The organism is Calothrix sp. 336/3 (genome assembly GCF_000734895.2).
In the GTDB taxonomy this organism is placed as follows: domain Bacteria; phylum Cyanobacteriota; class Cyanobacteriia; order Cyanobacteriales; family Nostocaceae; genus 336-3.
The window spans coordinates 3,908,315-3,925,916 of the sequence record NZ_CP011382.1 but is presented as its reverse complement, the minus strand read 5'-3'; the positions used below and the strand labels follow the sequence as shown (position 1 = coordinate 3,925,916).

Genomic DNA, 17,602 nt, shown 5'->3' with positions numbered 1-17,602 from the left:
TAAGCTTTGTTTTCAAAGTTGAATTGAGGGTTTTGATGGAATTCATCTCATGGGGAGAAAGTAACCTTTGATGTCTTTTCATCTAAAAGTCACAGAGATGATAAATCTTTGAGAATATCTCAACCAAATGATATGGCTCATTGTTTGAATTAAATCGAAGAAACTAGAGTATTTCTTTCAGGAATAAAATCATCCAAGAAATCTAAATGTTCACCAGGAATTTGTCGTAATTTTGCCGGGGTCCCCGCAAGTTTTAATGTTCCCTGCTCTAAGAACACAATCCAATCTGCCCGTTGTATGACTTTTGGTCGATGGCTAATCATAATCGTGCTTTTGCCTTGACGATGGGAAAGCAACCTCGCTAAAAGTTCAGCTTCACTCACCGGGTCAAGTGCCCCCGTAGACTCGTCTAAAATCAAGACGGGAGGGTCAGTTACAATCGCCCTAGCAATCGCTAATCGTTGTTTTTGTCCACCAGAAAGGTTAGCACCATACTCTCCTAAAACAGTTTGATACTTATCAGGTAATTTACTAATAAATTCGTGCGCTCCCGTAATTTGACAAGCTTTGACAATCTCTTCAAAACTGATATCGGGATAACTAAATTTAAAATTATCAATAATTGTCCGACTCCAGAAATGGGGGTCTTGGGGTACTAGGACAACCTGTTTGCGTAAACATTCTAAAGATAAATCTTGTTGATTATAAAAGCTATATTGAATATTACCAGATTGTACCGGATATAATGCCGCAATTAATTTAGCTAAAGTACTTTTACCACATCCAGATTTACCAATCAAGGCAATAACTTTGCCACCGGGAATTGTCAGGGTAAAATTTTCTAATAAATCAGTTCTACCTGCATGGTGAAAGGTAATTGCCTCACAGTTAATATCTGCATCTGGGGGAATTTCTGCCCAGGGTTTTTGGAAGTCATTTTCATCTTCTGCGGTGGCATCAATAACTTCTGTTAACCGTTGTACAACTATTTGCGCTGTAATAAATTCATCTGCTAGTCCGATCGCAGAACCTAAAAAGCCCAGAAAATTACTACTCATCCCGTTAAAAGCAAGTAATTGCCCGATACTGAGAGTGTTATTAATTACCAAGTAACTTCCTGCCCAAAGTAAGGCAATAGTCGTTAAGTGTGACAGAATCCCTGTGAAGGTGCTTGTATATAGCTCTAACTTCATCATTCCCCAATTCAAATGAGCCAAACGACCATAATTTCTCTGAAATTCTTGCCATGCTTGGGGAGCCGCAGAAGTAGTTTTTAATACCTGAACACCATGAAATGTTTCGACCAAAAAACCTTGATTTTCTGTGCCCAAAACGATGTGCTGGCGGGTTTTGCGACGCAGAGCCGGGAAAAAGAGTAGATTCACCACCGTCACCAGAGCAAATGCCACAATCGAAGCTAAGGAAAGCTGCCAACTGTAAAACAGCATAAAACCTAGGGAAACTAAAGCGATAAAAAACTCACTCGGTAAACCTAAGACAATTTGGTTAACTAAATTATTGACATCATCAATATCTGCAATCCGACTGACTACTTCCCCGCTACGGCGACCTTCAAAATAAGATAGGGGTAAGTGTAATAATTTTCGCCCATAATCTAGGATTAATCCTAGTTGCATGCGTTGTCCAAAATGCCCAATTAAATGGGACTGCACCAAACCAATTAAACTTTTAATTACGCCCATGGCAATCACCCCGATCGCCACCGTGGTTAATAGTTGTGTGTCTCCCCGCACCAAGACATCATCCGTAAGTAATTGCGTCATGAAGGGAGTCGTCAGGGAGAGTAAACCAATGGCAAAATTGATGGCGATCGCCTGCAAAATCAAAAACCGATAGGGATAAACCCGCGCTAAATATCTACCAAAGCCCCCAATCTTATCATTCTCCTGTTGATAAAACCGAGTATCATCGGGAAGCATCAGCAACATCACCCCGTTGCTCCAACCCTCCATCAACTCTGCGTAGGTAAGGTGCTGTACACCCATCGCAGGATCGCCAACCACAAACATTTTGCCCTTTCTACCATACAAAACCACCCAGTGATAACCCTTCCAATGGATAATTGCCGGTAGGGGAGCTTGATCTATATTCTCAATAAATTCGTCAGTTGCTTTGACAATGCGGGTATTAAACCCCAAAGCTTCCGCACCTCTACTTAAACCTAATAAAGTGGTTCCCCGATATCCCGTACCCACCGCTTCACGGGTGCGAGTCAGAGCAAAAACCCGTCCGTAATGTTTAGAAACCGTTGCCAAACAAGCTGCACCGCAGTCTTCTTCACTATGTTGGAGAACAACCTGATATTTCATTGCCTAACACCTTCTGTAACTAAATATGAAAGTCCTGGAAGTTATAGATTGCACGGAATCATCATGTATGCCTTGATAAATCTAGATAGGTGATTGCAGATAAGCAATAATCTGTATTTTCTCTGATTTTTTGCTCGCAATTCCATCGACATGTGCTAATCTTAATAGAACAGAAAAGTAAGAGCGAAATCTAACTCATCTCGCTCCTACGAGCTACAAGGAAAGGATGTTACTCAGGTTTGCCAAAAACGAGGATATTCTTTCCCCTTTTTATATCTGCAAATATTCGACTATAGAGCATCAAAAAGCACAACCTAAACGAGTTTAATAGACTCGATATTGTTGTTAATCACGCCGAACAAATTACCGCTAGAACCAGCTTTCAGACGAAATGATGTTCCACCGAAACGTGTCCGTACATAGACAATCCAGTCTCTTTTACCTGTGATTCGATACCAGGATGCTTTGTTATTAAAGCCACCTAAGGTTGTGCGTGAACTATTGTATGCAGCAACTGTACCTTTACCATTCTGGAAATCAGAAAGAGTTAAAGTTCCACCGGATACTGCTGCGGCAGATTCTTGGTTAAGGTTGCTCACACCAGCGATCGCGAATAGGTCTTGAGATTGAAAATGAGACATTATTTTTCTCCTACGTATTTGTGTGTGTAAAAGCATTTGTTTTTGCTTTATGTTTATAGTATGTAGTGTTCGTTGTGTTAAAAGTTGAGTTGAATTCAGGAGTTAAAATCAGATTTCTCGTATCATTGCTTGGAGACTGCTTCAGATTAATTCAGATTAATTCAGTCTTACTATCAAGCAATCTATAACTTGAGTCAATAAAATAGGAGCGAAACCTAACTCATCTCGCTCCTACAAGCCACAAAGAAAGAATGTTACTCAGGTTTGCAAAAAAGTGAAAATATTATTTCTCTTTTTTGAATTTCCAACAATTGAGCTACACGGTATCAAAAACATCGGTTTAACAAGTTGTGTAGACTCGATATTGTTGTTATGTATTACAAAACCTATGCTAACTCTACGATGGACTCGATGTTGTTGTTAGCGATTCCAGTTAAGTTACCTCTTGTACCAGCTTTGAGAATTCTAGAACCACCTTGACCATTAATCTTGTAGTAGACTTTCCAATTTTTCTTACCAGTGACATGATAGTAAGATGCTTTATTGTTGAAGCTACCTAAAGTACGACGGGAAGAAGTATATGTACGTCTTTCACCACGACCAAATGGTAGGTCAGTCAAGATTAAATTACCACCAGATACTGCTGCTGCTGATTCTTGATCAAGGTTGCTCACACCGGCGATCGCGAACAGGTCTTGAGATTGCATATCAGACATTGTTTTTCTCCTGAACTTGTGTTGTTTTTGTGTAAGAGAAAGCTTTGATTTTTGCTTTCTGTTCATAGTATCTTGTATTTTTATCGGTAGGAGTTGAGTCGAATTCAGGAGTTAAAATCATTTTTTAATATTATATATTTCAGATAATTTCAGGTAATTTTAGGTAAATTTATTTATGACTTTTTCCACTCAATTGAGGTATATTTTCAACCCTGCCCCTTCTCATTACAATAAAGGTTTATAAATCTTTTTCAACGTGAAGCATTTTGTCATTGCAACGTCAGAAAGCAATACCTGGAGTTACCAATTTTTCAACACAGGCGAGGTTTATATGTATTTATAAAAATCAAATAATTAATTATATATCTAGATTTTAATTACATAAAAAAGTAGGAGTGAGATATAAATCATCTCGCTCCTAGAACTGCAAGGAAAGAATGTTACTCAGGTCTGATAAAACGAAAGAAGAGTATTTCCGCTTTTGCCATTTGCCAATATTTGACTATATAGTATCAAAGAACATTTACTAAACAGGTCGTGCAGACTCAATATTATTATTAGCAAGTCCAGCAAAGTTACCTTTAGTACCAGCTTTGATGCGGAATCTTAAACCAGTAAAGTTCTTACCTGTATAAACGAACCAATCACGGTTGCCTTTGAGTTGATACCAAGAAGCTTTATTATTAAATCCACCTAAGGATGAAAAGCGACCTTTTAAGTTATTTAGTCGTCTTCCTCCACCATTCCGTAAATCAGACAAATCTAAATTCCCACCGGATACTGCTGCTGCTGATTCTTCGTCAATATTGCTCACACCAGCGATAGCAAATAGGTCTTGAGATTGAATATTAGACATTGTTTTTTCTCCTGGGAATTATGATTGATGAAAGTAAATTTATTTTTGAGTGATGAGTAATTAAACAGGTCGTGCAGACTCAATATTGTTGTTAGCAAATCCAGCAAAGTTACCTTTAGTACCAGCTTTGATGCGGAATCTTAAACCAGTAAAGTTCTTGCCTGTGTAAACGAACCAATCACGGTTGCCTTTGAGTTGATACCAAGAAGCTTTATTATTAAATCCACCTAAGGAAGAAAAGCGACCTTTTAAGTTATTTAGTCGTCTTCCTCCACCATTCCGTAAGTCAGACAAATCTAAGTTACAACCGGATACTGCTGCTGCTGATTCTTCGTCAATATTGCTCACACCAGCGATGGCAAATAGGTCTTGAGATTGAATATTAGACATTGTTTTTTCTCCTGGGAATTATGATTGATGAAAGTAAATTTATTTTTGAGTGATCAGTAATTAAACAGGTCGTGCAGACTCAATATTGTTGTTAGCAAGTCCAGCAAAGTTACCTTTAGTACCAGCTTTGATGCGGAATCTTAAACCAGTGAAGTTATTGCCTGTGTAAACAAACCAATCACGGTTGCCTTTGAGTTGATACCAAGAAGCTTTATTATTAAATCCACCTAAGGAAGAAAAGCGACCTTTTAAGTTATTTAGTCGTCTTCCTCCACCATTCCGTAAGTCAGACAAATCTAAGTTACCACCGGATACTGCTGCTGCTGATTCTTCGTCAATTTTGCTCACACCAGCGATGGCGAATAAGTCTTGAGATTGAATATTAGACATTGTTTTTTCTCCTGAATGTTGGGTTTTTTGTGTGGGAGCAAGCTTTTTGTTTCGCTTGATGTTTATAGTATGCTTTGCTTTTTTTGCTAGAAGTTGAGTCGAATTCAGGAGTTAAAATCAGATTTTATTTCAGGTACTTGAGAAGATTTCAGGTTGATTCAGGTTAATTCAGGTTGACTTCCTCTAAGTTCGATATAGCAAGGAATACACAACTCTGGGACGGCAGTAAATTAGTGATATACATCAATTAATTAGGGTTGTATGCTGAAAAGAGCAACCCCCACAAGCATCTATCTATGAACACTGAACTCAATTCCCACTATAAATATCAAGCGGGGGGGAGTTTACCTGCGAATTCTCCTACCTATGTTGTCCGTGCCGCAGACCGTGAGTTGTATCATGCTCTATTAGCGGGAGAATACTGCTATGTTCTTAATTCTCGGCAAATGGGTAAGTCCAGCTTACGCATCCAGACGATGATGAAGCTAGAGACAGCAAATATTGTTTGTGCAGAAATCGAGTTAAGTGGAATTGGTAGTCAGGAGATTACAGCACAGCAGTGGTACGGGGGTATTATTCAGGAGTTAATCAGTGGGTTTGAGTTATCGGTGCAGCGACGTAGTTGGTTGCGGGAGCGGGATGATTTGTCCCCGGTGCAATGCTTAGGAGAATTTATTGAAACTATTTTACTCAAGCAAATTCGGGAGAATATTGTTATTTTCATTGACGAAATTGATAGTGTTCTCAGTCTGAATTTTTCCACGGATGAGTTTTTTTCTTTTATTCGTAATTGCTATGAGAAGCGAGCAAATCAACCAGAATATCGCCGACTTTCCTTTGCGTTGTTGGGTGTGGCAACTCCTGGGGATTTAATTACAGACGAAAATTCTGCCCCTTTTAATATTGGTAGAGCAATTGAACTCAGAGGTTTTCAATTAGACGAAAGTGAAGTTTTAGCTCAGGGGATTGCTAATAGAGCAGATAACCCCCAAGCAGTATTGCGTGAAATCCTTGCTTGGACTGGGGGACAACCGTTTCTCACCCAGAAGCTGTGTTGGTTGGTGCAAAATTTAGCTCGGACGATTCCTAGGGGAGAAGAGCAACTAACGGTAAAACAGCTTGTACAACAGAGGATTATTCAAGATTGGGAATCCCAGGATGAACCAGAGCATTTACGGACAATTAGCGATCGCCTATTTCGGAATTCTCGCTCAACAGAGAAATTACTTAAGTTATATGATAGAATCTTACGCCACGGGAAAATCCCTCTGAAAAATTGCCAGGAACATCTGGAATTACGGTTATCTGGTTTAGTCAGTCAGAATAAACATAGTTTAGTTGTCAAAAATAAAATCTATGCCACTGTTTTTAACCGCAATTGGGTTAAGCAGTACCTTCAGGAATCGGAAAATATCCCCCCTGCACCATCTTTTTGGCGGGTAATATTTGCGAGTATTGCTTGTTTTTCCCTAGTAATTGGCGCTCGTTCCTTCGGTTTGTTACAAGCATGGGAACTAGGTACTTTTGATCAGATAATGCGACAAAGACCATCAGAAAAACCGGATGACAGAATCCTCTTAGTAACAATTACAGAAAAGGATGTACAGTCCCAACCTGCCATGGAAAGGGGTGCTTCTTCCCTCTCTGACCGCTCTCTGTCACAACTTTTGAGAAAATTAGAACAATATCAAGCTCGCATCATTGGTTTAGATATCTATCGGGAAACTCCGATTCAGCAAGCTTTCGTGAACAAGAATAAAACGGGAAATCATCAGGAATTCCCACAGTTATTAGGCAAGAATAGTCAGAGTAAATTATTGGTGATTTGTAAGTATCAAAGTACTGACGATGCAGGTGGTCCTGCTCCTCCAGATATTAGCAAGCAGCAACAAGGATTTAATAACGTTATCAAGGATCCAGATGAGGTAATTCGTCGTCATCTTTTAGCTGTGGGTAATGCGACACCCTGTGAAAATAAATATGCTTTTAGTTGGCAAATTGCTACAGATTATTTAGCCGACAAGGGAATTAAAACAGAATTTACCCCTGACGCTTATCTGAAACTTGGTTCGGTGGTGTTTAAAACCTTAGGTAAGAATGAATTTGGCTACCATAACCTCAATACCAGTGGGCATCAAATTCTGGTTAATTATCGTGCAAATACGGAAATTGCCAAGAAAGTTTCTTTACAAGAGGTTTTAAGCCCAGAGTTTAATCCGGACTTGGTAAAAAATAAAATTGTGATGATTGGTACAACTGCACCGATGTTTAATGACCACCGTTGGCGCACTCCTTATAGTCAGAGTGAGTGGTCTGTGAAGGCAATTAGCGGTGTAGAAGTTCAAGCACATATGGTGAGTCAGATTCTCAGTGCAGTATTAGATAAGCGACCTTTAATCTGGTATTTACCGCAGTGGGGTGAATCTCTCTGGATTTTATCTTGGTCTGTGGTGGGAGGTATTTTAATTTGGCGTTGGCGATCGCCCCTAGGAATTATCTTCAGTACTGGGCTGACAATCACCCTACTATACGGTACTTGCTGGTTTTTCCTTTCATTCACTGGTGGTTGGTTACCCTTAGTTCCTGGAAGTTTAGCCCTACTTACCACCTCTGGTATTTTGACTATATATGTTTATTCTAAAAACCTAGGGAATACATAAGAAATTTTCCAGGCTATTTAGACTTGATACATCACCCCTGATTTGATTTCCTGAAAACAGATGATAAATTGTTTTATTTATTTTTAATCTCTCCAATAATACACACCAATTATCAAGATTTTTCTGAATATCTAGAGGAACTGCATCAGTTGTCCCGACTCGCATCTATTTACCTTCACATCGGAGGTAGAGGGATGCTGACAGATATAAATTCTCAAAAAAATAACACTTTTGTTTTCACATCTCTCAATCACTGCTTACATCATACCCATGCATAAATTCGACAAAAGAATCGTGTAATTGATTAGCGACAACAACAACTTCGCTGATGTCAATGTTAACTAGATTTGGAGATAATGAAAAATGCAATTAAACTACACGAAAAATCTTAAAAGTTTATGTACCAAAACAATTCTTATCTGTTTCAGTCTTTCAGTCGCTTCTCCCGCTTTAGCCATATCTAAATCAGATATTTCCCCCAATATCAACTATCGTTCAGGAGAAATCAGTAACATGACTCTAGCCTCCGATCCTCCCGATAGAGGAACACCTCCCGCACCAGATGGAACTGGAGCTAAATAAAAAGATTCAGAGATTTAGCAGCAAATAACACTAAATTATATACAAGTATTTTGGCTAATTACTAAATTTCTGGAATATACAGAAAATCAATATAGGGTAATTCTAATTTATATTTTTATCTTGTCTTATTAACTACATCAACAAAACCCCAGCTTCTTATCAACAGCGTTTGCTGCAATCTAGAAGTTGGGGTGATTTTTCTGTATCGAGGCTTGTGGCACTATGTAAATTTAGTCACACTGCCAAATATTGATGACACCGTCAATACTAGCACTGATTAATGTTGCTCCATTTTGGCTGAAAGTCAAAGATTTAACGGCAGAATTATGTCCTGTCAGGGTGGATATTTCCTCTCCTGTGGATAGGTTCCATAATTTCACGGTAGTATCTGCGCTAGCACTGGCTAATATTTGCCCATCAGGACTAATGGCAACAGCAAATACTTCATCTGTATGCTCAGACAAGGTACGTAGTAATTTACCAGAAGTCAAGTGCCAAATTTTTATGGTGTTATCACTACTACCGCTAATTAACATTTCTCCATCATGACTAAAGACAATGGAATTGACGTGGGAAGTATGTCCGGGAAGAGTGCAAATTTCTTGCTTCTGATGGAGGTTCCACAACTTAATAGTTTTGTCGTAGCTACCACTAGCGAGAATTTCAGCATCGGGACTAATAGCGACACAGTTTACCCAGTCGTGATGTCCAAAGAGAGTAGCAATAACTTCTCCTGTGGCAAAGTTCCAAACTTGGATAGTTTTACCGCGATCGCCACAGGCAAGAATATCACCTTTAGTATTCAGTGCAACAGAGTTTACCGCATAGGCGTAGGGTGTAAACTTATTAACAATCTTTCCTGTCTCTAAATCCCATAACTCTACTGTCTGACTCAAACCAGCACTAATCAATTGCTTACCATCAGGTGTAAAAGTGACAGATTGAAGAATACCAAAACCACCTTTTAAGGTATCGACAATTTCTCCTGTCCGTAAATTCCAGAGACTAATGTATGAAGTACCACTTGCTAGTAAATTACCATCAGGACTGATAGCGATCGCGGATGAGCTACTAGCTAAAGTCTGCACACATTTAAAGTTACCAAGTCTGCCTATCTTCTCATCTTGCTGTTGAGTACTGATATGATTTTGATACTCAATCTGGGCAGATGGCATGACACCAACTAAACCGTAACCTGTTGTCTGAGGATAAATTGGACTATCTGTACTTATTTTAAGTTGACTATGAATATTGCTGGCTGGATTTGTGGAGAAAAAAGAGGAGTTATGGGATACACCTGATTTGAAAAACATAGCGCACAATCGATAAAATGAGGTGGACTTTTTAGGAGCAAAACTAAAGATACAGAGCAGGGAATTACGCACTCTGAATAAAAATGCAAGTTATTTTAAACTTTGTGGATTCCCCCCATCCACAGCAGTCTTAAATATTGAGAAAAATTACTTCTCATCAGAAATAACTCTCTCAATTTATTTTTCAGTAAACTTTACTTCTCCGTGGAAGTTATGTAGTGAAAAAACACATGAAAACCCAACTGAATAAGCTCAGAGTCATGAGCCTTCCAAAAAAGTTCATCTTTTTCATGTTTTTATACTTGTTGGAAAATGCTTTTAGCAAGCAGACGTAGCCGCAATTGAGATGAATTTATTCACCCCAAATATGACCAATCTCAATTTTCCAAGATATCACTTCATGTTTTAACCAATTGGTTAGATGATAATTGTATTCTTATAAATACATTGAAAACATCTATCCAAAGATGAGATTATGTAAAGTTTATTGAGTATTATGGCTTAATTGCCATATTATTAATGGTTTTTACGGAAAACGTACCGAACCCAGAGAACACTTACGCATTGATATTTTCTCTGTTTTAGCTTTTGACAATAACAGTGTCATTGGTAATTTTACGGAGGTAAATGCATTCTCGTGGTTCAGTTAAAATTGAGTATTCAGAGATAAGTTTTTAACTATTGAATTTTGGCAAGGCTTTGATCCCCGCTTGATTCTACCTAGTTTAAAACACAATCACTTGCGCCCAACCCTTTAATTATTGTGAAGCCTATCTAATAGTAATTACTTGCTGAATAATTAATTTTTAATTAAGAAAGTTCAAATTAGTCCGATTTTGGATATTTGAGTCAGGAAATCAAAATGTATAAAATAGAGGGTAAAGGGTTAAAAGAGTTTTACTGCCAATATTGAGTAGAGGTTCTCGAATCCTTACTCAGATTTCATGGAATCTGTGGAAATCTCATGATCCCTTGGACTAGAAACGAGGGATTCTGGCAAGGATATTCGAGGTGATATCAAAAGGGAAAACTGAAAACCTGATTATTAACTCAGATTACCACTGAGAATATCCCTTACTAAATGAGCAAGTTTTTCGGCGCTATCGGGGAGGGCGATCGCCTGAGCTTTCTCTGCCATAGCTTGTAATTCTGTGGGAGATTGCAACAAATGCAAAACTGTCCCTTGTAGCTTTTCTGCTGTCAACTCCGACTGCTGAAACATCAATGCAGCACCGACGGAGGTAAACACTTCTGCATTGTAGGTTTGATGGTCTTCTGCCGCAAAGGGATAGGGTATTAAAATTGCTGGAGTGCCACAGATTGCCAATTCCGTTAAACTACCTGCACCGGAACGACTAATGGCAAGATTCGCTCTCCGTAATAATGCTGCCATATTGTTATAGAAAGGCAGACAAATATACTGAGGATGTTGGAGAGTTTGTGCTTCTGGATCACTTTCTCCTGTGAGATGAACTAGATAAGCACCCGCCTCAAACCATACCGGAGCGGCTTGTCGGACTAACTTATTCACCGCCACAGCACCTTGACTACCACCGAAAACCACAATTAATGGAGCGTCAGGAGGAATTGCTAAATCTAGGGTTGACTCGACTCCTGGGGCAAGAAACTGCGATCGCACGGGAGTACTTGTATAAATTGTTTTGGCTTGGGGCAAATACTTGGCAGCAATGGCAAATCCGAGGGCTACGACATCACACCAACCACTGAAAAAGCGAGTCACTTTACCAGGTAGGGCATTAGATTCGTGGAAAATCACTGGTAAACCCAGGGAACGCGCAGCAATCACAGCAGGAGCTGCAATATAACCCCCCGTAGTAAAAACTCCCTGAAAGCCACCTGTTTTCAACAGCTTCCGTACCTGAAGGATGGAACCGATTAATTTTCCTAAAGTCAAAACAGAAGAAATACCAAAACCTTTTTGAAATCCTTCTACACTAATCGTATTCAATCTATACTGTTGGGGAACTAGCTGTGTTTCCAACCGATTCGGGACACCTAGCCATTCAATTTGATAATCTGGCAATTGTTCCGCTAGGGCGATCGCCGGAAAAAGATGTCCACCCGTACCACTTGCCGCCACTAATAACTTAATCGGAGCGTTTACCATTCAACCTCTACCATTTCTGCACCTAGCATAATTAACATTAAACAATTAACTCAGTCTCTGTAATCCAATAAATTAAATTATCACCAATGCCTAACATTATTCTTGCTCTTCTGCGCCGCCAAAGTCGCTTTCCTGGAAAACGTTGGTTAGTTTTATTTATACTCACTATCGGTTTAGCTACAGGGTGGCGATGTGCCCAAGCAAGCACCTCCCAGAATGCACCGATAGAAGTGAAAAATTTATTAACCCAAATCGATGCAGCTGCCAACCGAGGTGATATCAAGGCTGTTCTGGGCTTCTATAGCCCTAATTTTAAACATGGAGACGGCTTAAACCGCCAAAACATGGAACAAGCTTTGACTTCTCTGTGGAAACGTTATCCGAAATTGAAATATACTACCCAACTTCAATCCTGGAAAGCCCAAGGAAACACTACTGTTATAGATACTGTAACCAAAATTACGGGAGTTCCTTCGGCAAATAACGGGAATACAAATTTCAATGCCACCATCAAGTCCCGTCAACAAATTACAGGAGCAAAAATTGTTCGTCAGGATATCCTGACAGAGCGGACAGAAATTAGCTCAGGGAAAGTACCTCAACTTGATTTTCAGCTACCCCAACAGGTGAAAACGGGTCAGCAATATAGCTTAGACGCGATCGTTCAGGAACCTCTAGGTGATGATTTCCTCTTAGGTGCTGCCCTAGAAGAACCAATTCAACCTAGTAAATATCTTAACCCCACCCCTGTAAATTTAGAATTACTATCCTCTGGTGGATTGTTTAAAGTGGGACGCGCACCCAATAACCCCGGTAGTCAGTGGATTTCCGCAGTCATTATGCGGGGTGATGGGATGATTATGATTACGCAACGAATGCAGGTTGTGAAAAAGTGAATTCACAAATCGTCTGTTAAGTACTGGTAAATTTATACCAATTCAAAAAATGTTTACGACAGATACCCCACCCGCCCTATCGGGCACCCTCCCCGAAATCGGGGAGGGCTGGGGAGGGGTTTTGTCCATGTGTCGTATTGCTTTTTCAAATTGGTATTATCTATAAACTTCGGGGTAAGGGTAAAATATCAAAATCCTTGCCTTTTTTTGCGTTTTCTGCCAGGGTAAATCAACGACAGATTTTAGCTAGGATATAGAATATTCTGGCTCATACATGAATTCTTTTCCCTAATTTCGTCTATCCTATTCATCGAGATATCTTGATAATTGCTTGATAAAAATAACTTGTTAATCTCCCAATTGAACTGCAAAAGTCAGTCGTAGTATAGATACAAAAATGAGAATTTCTGAAATAGAATAGAGTCGGAATGTATACCAAATTATAAGACAGATTATTATCCCCTATTTTTTTGGTTAACGTGGCTACCAATTTTCATTCTCATAATTCTCCCTTAAGATTTTCTCAAGATATTAAGTTACTATTACAACGCGTATCTGAACAGCCATTGACCTTAGGAGATATTCTCAGTGAAACCTCGGAACGCGGGTTTAGTTTGGTCATGGTACTGTTAGTTTTACCATTTTTGTTTCCCATGCCACCGGGTTTAACAGGACCCTTTGGTGGTGCTTGCTTAGTGTTATCTTTACAGATGCTCCTAGGTCGGCGATCGCCATGGTTACCTAAAAGAATTGCCAACTATCAATTCCCCCGCACTTTTGCCCAAGTAATTCTGCAAAATCTCCGCAGTGTCACCAGAATTATTGAAAAAATTGCTCGCCCACGGATGACTAGAATTGCTGAAAATCCCTATGTTTGGCAATTCAATGGTTTATGTATTTCCTGGCTAACTTTATTATTAATTTTGCCCATTCCCCTAACTAACCCCATACCAACCATTGGTATCTTACTTCTATCCGTCGCCACAATTGAATCAGATGGTTTATTAATGTGCATTAGCTATATATTTACAGCTATGACCACTGCGTTATTTGGCTTTATTTTCTACGCTTTGTTGCTAGCTCCTAGTTTACTACCTGGGATATTCCACTAGAACCATGCAGGCAGTTGCATGTGCGCGATCGCTAAATACCCAGCAAAAAAATTAATACCCCTCCTGCCGTGGTATGAATGAGATAGATAAAACAATTGACATCTCAGCTAAATCACACAAGGAGCATCCATGTCAACAGTTACATACATTCAAGAAGAAGAATTTGACTTGCTTTTGACCCCTGACAGTGGAGTACTTGTGTTTGACTTTACAGCGACTTGGTGTGGTCCTTGTAAAATGATTGCTCCTTTAATGGACAAATTAGCTGAAGAATATCTAGGTCGTATTAAAGTAGCCAAAATAGACCTTGACCAAAATAAAACCCTAGGCAAAAGGCTGGGTATTCGTAGTATTCCAGCAGTGATGATTTATAAAGATGGTAATTTGATGGAGACAATTGTAGGAGTCGCCCCCTACGAAAGATTCACCACCGCTATCACAAATCTACTTTAGTTGGTGTATCAAAAAAAAGTTTGAGAAATTTTACTCAAAAGTGGTAATTAAGTAATTACCACTATAACTCCATATGTTATTGGTCAATATCCTATAGCATTCTCAAAAAATCATATAAAACTAGGCATTAAACTTCCTGCTTAGAAACCACAGGTGAATCAATGGGTGAACTGCGCTCCAGCATGATTTGTTCAAACAGAGATTCATAATGATTCAACGCTTGTTCAAAAGCATATTGTTCACTAGCAAATTGGCGACTATTGTATCCTAAAGTTTTCACCTTTTCAGGATGTTCATATAGGTGTGAAATTGCTTGAGCCAAAGCATTAGGTTCTTCTGGTGGCACGACTACACCACCACCACTTTGTCTAATTGCCCTAGCAGCAGTTCCACTATCTGGTACGGAGGCAATAATTGCTCGACCACTTGCCAACAGTACCTGAATTTTGGAAGGCATATTAAAGGAAATAACATTTTTCTTTTGCACTACCAAACCGACATCAGCTGCTGCTAACATTTCTGGTAACTTTTCTCGTGGTTGGAACGGTAGTAATAAAACATTATCTGCACCGCATTTTTGACATTCTTCTTGTAATCTTTCTAAACCCTTGGCTTCACCAACAATCACAAAAACAATATCTGGAAGATGACGTAATTGACTCGCAGCCTTCACAACTGTTTCCAAGCCTTGGGTAAGAGCAATATTCCCTGAATATAAAACAACAAATTTATTTTCTAAATTATTTACTTGACGAAAAGCATTATTTTCCTTGCTCATGGGGCGGATAAAATTTACATCCACCCAGTTGGGAATTTGCACGATTTTGTTTGCTGGAACTTTCTTACCTAGAAGATTATCTACGAACCCATCAGCAATCACACTGATTTTGTTTGCGGAATGGTACGCAAATTTTTCTAAAGCTGTGAACAAACTAATCAGTAATTTATTTTTCAGCAAACCGACGTGAATTGCTGCGTCGGGAAGAATATCCTGCAAATTTAATACCACAGGGCAACCATGCAGCCATCCGAGGAGAGACGCAGGTAAACAAACTGGTAAAGAGGGTGATGTGGAAAGAATCACATCAGGTCGCCAACCAGCTAGGGCTGGCATAAAGCTGGTGAAGATGAAACTCGTCTCCAACATTAAACGGTCAAAAAGATTAGGTTGAGGACGAATCCACACGTAGCTACGTCTGATTTCTACACCATTTTTATATTCGGTCTGAAAGAGTTTGCCTCGATAGTTTTCATAGATTTGCCTTTCTGGATAGTTGGGCATAGCTGTGATCACTCGCACTTGGTGCCCGCGTTTTACTAGTCCCTCTGCCAATTCTGTCATTAAGGGGGCAATCCCTATGGGCTCAGGATAGTAGTTGTAAGAGTAAATTAAAATCCGCATATCAAATTTAGTTCCTAAGAACCCTGGTTTGTTATGTAATGGGTAATTTGTGAAAAATAGTTAGCGTTGTATTAACGCTCCTATTTGCATTTTCCCTTTGGATTCTCTTCATGTCAGTTGTTCTTCATTGAAGATTGAGTAAAATTTGGTGCAACCCTGTTTTCTGTACGAGAGTATTTCGCTACAAAGGAAGTAGTATTAAAAATTGAATTGCTGGCGTATTTGTACGTAAGTACAGATATTGGTAGAAGTTGCCAAGCAAGGGCAAAATAATTATTAGGGTAGATGATTAAATAGTCACGGATAGGGCAAAAAGCCTCTTATTCTGAATCGCCTATGATTAGTAATAATTGTTGTATCTATCAATGATAGATTGAATACATTGATATGGGAGTAGGTTTTTGCAGATTTTCAAAAATTCAACCATAAAAAAATCAACCTCGGTATACAGAGGCTGATTCTTGGATAAATGAAATGATACGACTTTAATAAGAAATGTTTACATGAATAGAAAAGCAATTATCTTCGATGACATCTGCAATTTAAAGTAGTGAAGCGGAGATATTACATCGCACCACTATTTTTATTGAACAGAATGGCTACGGTTTTGAAAATTAACTTTAAGTCGTATACCAGGCTCCAATTTTTCTGATACTGCAAATCAAGGCGAATTACATCCTCGAATTTACGTACACTTGAACGTCCATTCACCTGCCATTCTCCAGTCATCCCAGGTTTCACATCTAAACGTTGCCATTCTGGGACTTCATAACGTGCTACTTCGTCAGGTGTGGGAGGTCTAGTACCCACTAAACTCATTTCTCCCTTCAGTACATTCCAAAATTGGGGTAACTCATCAAGACTGGTACGACGGAGAAAACTGCCTATCTTGGTGATACGTGGGTCATTATCAATTTTAAAAAATGCCCCTTCCACCTGGTTCTTAGCTGCTAATTCAGCCTTGCGCGCTTCTGCATCTCGGTACATAGAGCGAAATTTCCAGATACGGAAGTTTTTGCCCATCCAACCGCAACGGGTTTGAGCAAAGAGAATGGGACCGGGATCATCAATGGTGATGGCGATCGCAATCGGAACAAATAAGATACTGGTAATTAATAAACCAACTATGGAGCCAACAATATCTATCAGACGTTTCATCCATGAACGAATGGAAGGGTGGGTTGTTGGTAGTTGTTCTTGCCGATTGCTGGATATCGGAGTGTCTTCGGTTGACTCAATGGGAAACACTTGATCCAAACCTGTCAGGTTTAACACTGCCATGACTTGCGGTGTCACGTTTTGCAGCACAAATTCAATGTTTTTCTCCTGGGCAGTTTTTAAGTTACTGACCAACGCACCTAAACCACTGCTATCCATAAAAGTAGTTTGGTGAAAATCAACAATAATTTTTTTGGGTAACGAGTTTCCCTGAGTTAAGTTTTGACAGGTTTGCTTAAAGGTGACTGCTTCTAGCACACTCAGACGTGCTGCTACCTGTACGATCGCCATGTCGTTGGAAAACATAACTGGAAAATCTACCTCTTGGGGTTGGCTAGTCATGAAGCCCTGCACTTTGGTTGCCATGTCAATATAATCTGCCCAACATTATTTTGTCTTAGAAATCACTTAAATCAAGCTTTCATTAGGAATAATCACTGATTTTTACCTTGAAATCAGTAAGGTAAAACACATATAGATAATAACTTGATACTAGATTGCTAGCATCTACATAG

The 17,602-nt window shown here is 39.3% G+C and carries 15 protein-coding genes; 5 read left to right on the top strand and 10 right to left on the bottom strand.

Going from position 1 to position 17,602, the window contains the following annotated elements; all coding sequences use genetic code 11:
* Window positions 1-149: 149 nt before the first annotated feature.
* The 6 genes from IJ00_RS16395 to IJ00_RS16370 form a co-directional block, all read right to left on the bottom strand.
* On the bottom strand, window positions 150-2,330 hold the full coding sequence (locus tag IJ00_RS16395; RefSeq protein ID WP_035154629.1) for a peptidase domain-containing ABC transporter: 2,181 nt from the start codon (window positions 2,328-2,330) through the stop codon (window positions 150-152).
* Window positions 2,331-2,644: 314 nt separating this feature from the next.
* Window positions 2,645-2,971 (bottom strand): hypothetical protein, encoded by a 327-nt coding sequence (locus IJ00_RS16390; protein ID WP_035154628.1) that lies wholly within the window; start codon window positions 2,969-2,971, stop codon window positions 2,645-2,647.
* 386 nt (window positions 2,972-3,357) lie between these two features.
* Entirely contained in the window at window positions 3,358-3,687 is a 330-nt protein-coding gene (locus IJ00_RS16385; protein WP_035154627.1) for a hypothetical protein, read from the bottom strand.
* A 526-nt stretch (window positions 3,688-4,213) separates the two neighbouring features.
* A complete protein-coding gene (locus IJ00_RS16380) occupies window positions 4,214-4,543 on the bottom strand; it encodes a hypothetical protein (RefSeq protein WP_035154626.1) in 330 nt (109 codons plus the stop codon).
* Window positions 4,544-4,603: 60 nt separating this feature from the next.
* A complete protein-coding gene (locus IJ00_RS16375; RefSeq protein WP_035154625.1) occupies window positions 4,604-4,933 on the bottom strand; it encodes a hypothetical protein in 330 nt (109 codons plus the stop codon).
* A 60-nt stretch (window positions 4,934-4,993) separates the two neighbouring features.
* Window positions 4,994-5,323 carry a hypothetical protein gene (locus IJ00_RS16370; protein WP_035154624.1) on the bottom strand — a complete coding sequence of 110 codons (330 nt, stop codon included), beginning with the start codon at window positions 5,321-5,323 and terminating at the stop codon, window positions 4,994-4,996.
* Window positions 5,324-5,619: 296 nt separating this feature from the next.
* Between IJ00_RS16370 and IJ00_RS16365 the strand changes: the two genes are divergently transcribed.
* Together IJ00_RS16365 and IJ00_RS16360 are read left to right on the top strand one after the other, a co-directional pair.
* The gene (locus tag IJ00_RS16365; RefSeq protein WP_035154623.1) at window positions 5,620-7,983 is read left to right on the top strand and encodes a CHASE2 domain-containing protein; all 2,364 of its coding nucleotides are present in this window, start codon (window positions 5,620-5,622) and stop codon (window positions 7,981-7,983) included.
* Between the two features lie 363 nt (window positions 7,984-8,346).
* Complete coding sequence (locus IJ00_RS16360; protein ID WP_035154622.1) at window positions 8,347-8,565, top strand: hypothetical protein; 219 nt, start codon at window positions 8,347-8,349, stop codon at window positions 8,563-8,565.
* Window positions 8,566-8,795: 230 nt separating this feature from the next.
* On the opposite strand, the gene IJ00_RS16355 is transcribed toward IJ00_RS16360, so the two are convergent.
* Both IJ00_RS16355 and murG read right to left on the bottom strand, forming a co-directional pair.
* Window positions 8,796-9,878, bottom strand: coding sequence for a WD40 repeat domain-containing protein (locus IJ00_RS16355; RefSeq protein ID WP_035154621.1), 1,083 nt, complete (start codon window positions 9,876-9,878; stop codon window positions 8,796-8,798).
* Window positions 9,879-10,923: 1,045 nt separating this feature from the next.
* Window positions 10,924-12,006: an undecaprenyldiphospho-muramoylpentapeptide beta-N-acetylglucosaminyltransferase gene (gene murG, locus IJ00_RS16350; protein WP_035154620.1), complete on the bottom strand. Its 1,083-nt coding sequence runs from the start codon at window positions 12,004-12,006 to the stop codon at window positions 10,924-10,926.
* Window positions 12,007-12,092: 86 nt separating this feature from the next.
* On the opposite strand from murG, the gene IJ00_RS16345 reads away from it, so the two are divergent.
* From IJ00_RS16345 to trxA, 3 genes are all read left to right on the top strand, one after another.
* A complete protein-coding gene (locus tag IJ00_RS16345) occupies window positions 12,093-12,902 on the top strand; it encodes a hypothetical protein (RefSeq protein WP_035154619.1) in 810 nt (269 codons plus the stop codon).
* Window positions 12,903-13,381: 479 nt separating this feature from the next.
* Window positions 13,382-14,014: an exopolysaccharide biosynthesis protein gene (locus IJ00_RS16340; protein ID WP_035154618.1), complete on the top strand. Its 633-nt coding sequence runs from the start codon at window positions 13,382-13,384 to the stop codon at window positions 14,012-14,014.
* A 129-nt stretch (window positions 14,015-14,143) separates the two neighbouring features.
* Entirely contained in the window at window positions 14,144-14,467 is a 324-nt protein-coding gene (gene trxA, locus IJ00_RS16335) for a thioredoxin (protein WP_035154617.1), read from the top strand.
* 127 nt (window positions 14,468-14,594) lie between these two features.
* Here trxA and IJ00_RS16330 read toward each other — a convergent pair whose 3' ends face one another.
* Window positions 14,595-15,869, bottom strand: a complete 1,275-nt coding sequence (locus tag IJ00_RS16330; protein ID WP_035154616.1) for a glycosyltransferase family 4 protein — start codon at window positions 15,867-15,869, stop codon at window positions 14,595-14,597.
* A 564-nt stretch (window positions 15,870-16,433) separates the two neighbouring features.
* Window positions 16,434-17,453, bottom strand: a complete 1,020-nt coding sequence (locus IJ00_RS16325; RefSeq protein WP_201782634.1) for an anti-sigma factor antagonist — start codon at window positions 17,451-17,453, stop codon at window positions 16,434-16,436.
* Between the last annotated feature and the right edge of the window lie 149 nt (window positions 17,454-17,602).

Coding starts and splice junctions, on each gene's coding strand:
- IJ00_RS16395 (WP_035154629.1), bottom strand. CDS start 2,330: ATGAAATATCAGGTTGTTCTCCAACATAGTGAAGAAGACTGCGGTGCA.
- IJ00_RS16390 (WP_035154628.1), bottom strand. CDS start 2,971: ATGTCTCATTTTCAATCTCAAGACCTATTCGCGATCGCTGGTGTGAGC.
- IJ00_RS16385 (WP_035154627.1), bottom strand. CDS start 3,687: ATGTCTGATATGCAATCTCAAGACCTGTTCGCGATCGCCGGTGTGAGC.
- IJ00_RS16380 (WP_035154626.1), bottom strand. CDS start 4,543: ATGTCTAATATTCAATCTCAAGACCTATTTGCTATCGCTGGTGTGAGC.
- IJ00_RS16375 (WP_035154625.1), bottom strand. CDS start 4,933: ATGTCTAATATTCAATCTCAAGACCTATTTGCCATCGCTGGTGTGAGC.
- IJ00_RS16370 (WP_035154624.1), bottom strand. CDS start 5,323: ATGTCTAATATTCAATCTCAAGACTTATTCGCCATCGCTGGTGTGAGC.
- IJ00_RS16365 (WP_035154623.1), top strand. CDS start 5,620: ATGAACACTGAACTCAATTCCCACTATAAATATCAAGCGGGGGGGAGT.
- IJ00_RS16360 (WP_035154622.1), top strand. CDS start 8,347: ATGCAATTAAACTACACGAAAAATCTTAAAAGTTTATGTACCAAAACA.
- IJ00_RS16355 (WP_035154621.1), bottom strand. CDS start 9,878: ATGTTTTTCAAATCAGGTGTATCCCATAACTCCTCTTTTTTCTCCACA.
- murG (WP_035154620.1), bottom strand. CDS start 12,006: ATGGTAAACGCTCCGATTAAGTTATTAGTGGCGGCAAGTGGTACGGGT.
- IJ00_RS16345 (WP_035154619.1), top strand. CDS start 12,093: ATGCCTAACATTATTCTTGCTCTTCTGCGCCGCCAAAGTCGCTTTCCT.
- trxA (WP_035154617.1), top strand. CDS start 14,144: ATGTCAACAGTTACATACATTCAAGAAGAAGAATTTGACTTGCTTTTG.
- IJ00_RS16330 (WP_035154616.1), bottom strand. CDS start 15,869: ATGCGGATTTTAATTTACTCTTACAACTACTATCCTGAGCCCATAGGG.
- IJ00_RS16325 (WP_201782634.1), bottom strand. CDS start 17,453: ATGGCAACCAAAGTGCAGGGCTTCATGACTAGCCAACCCCAAGAGGTA.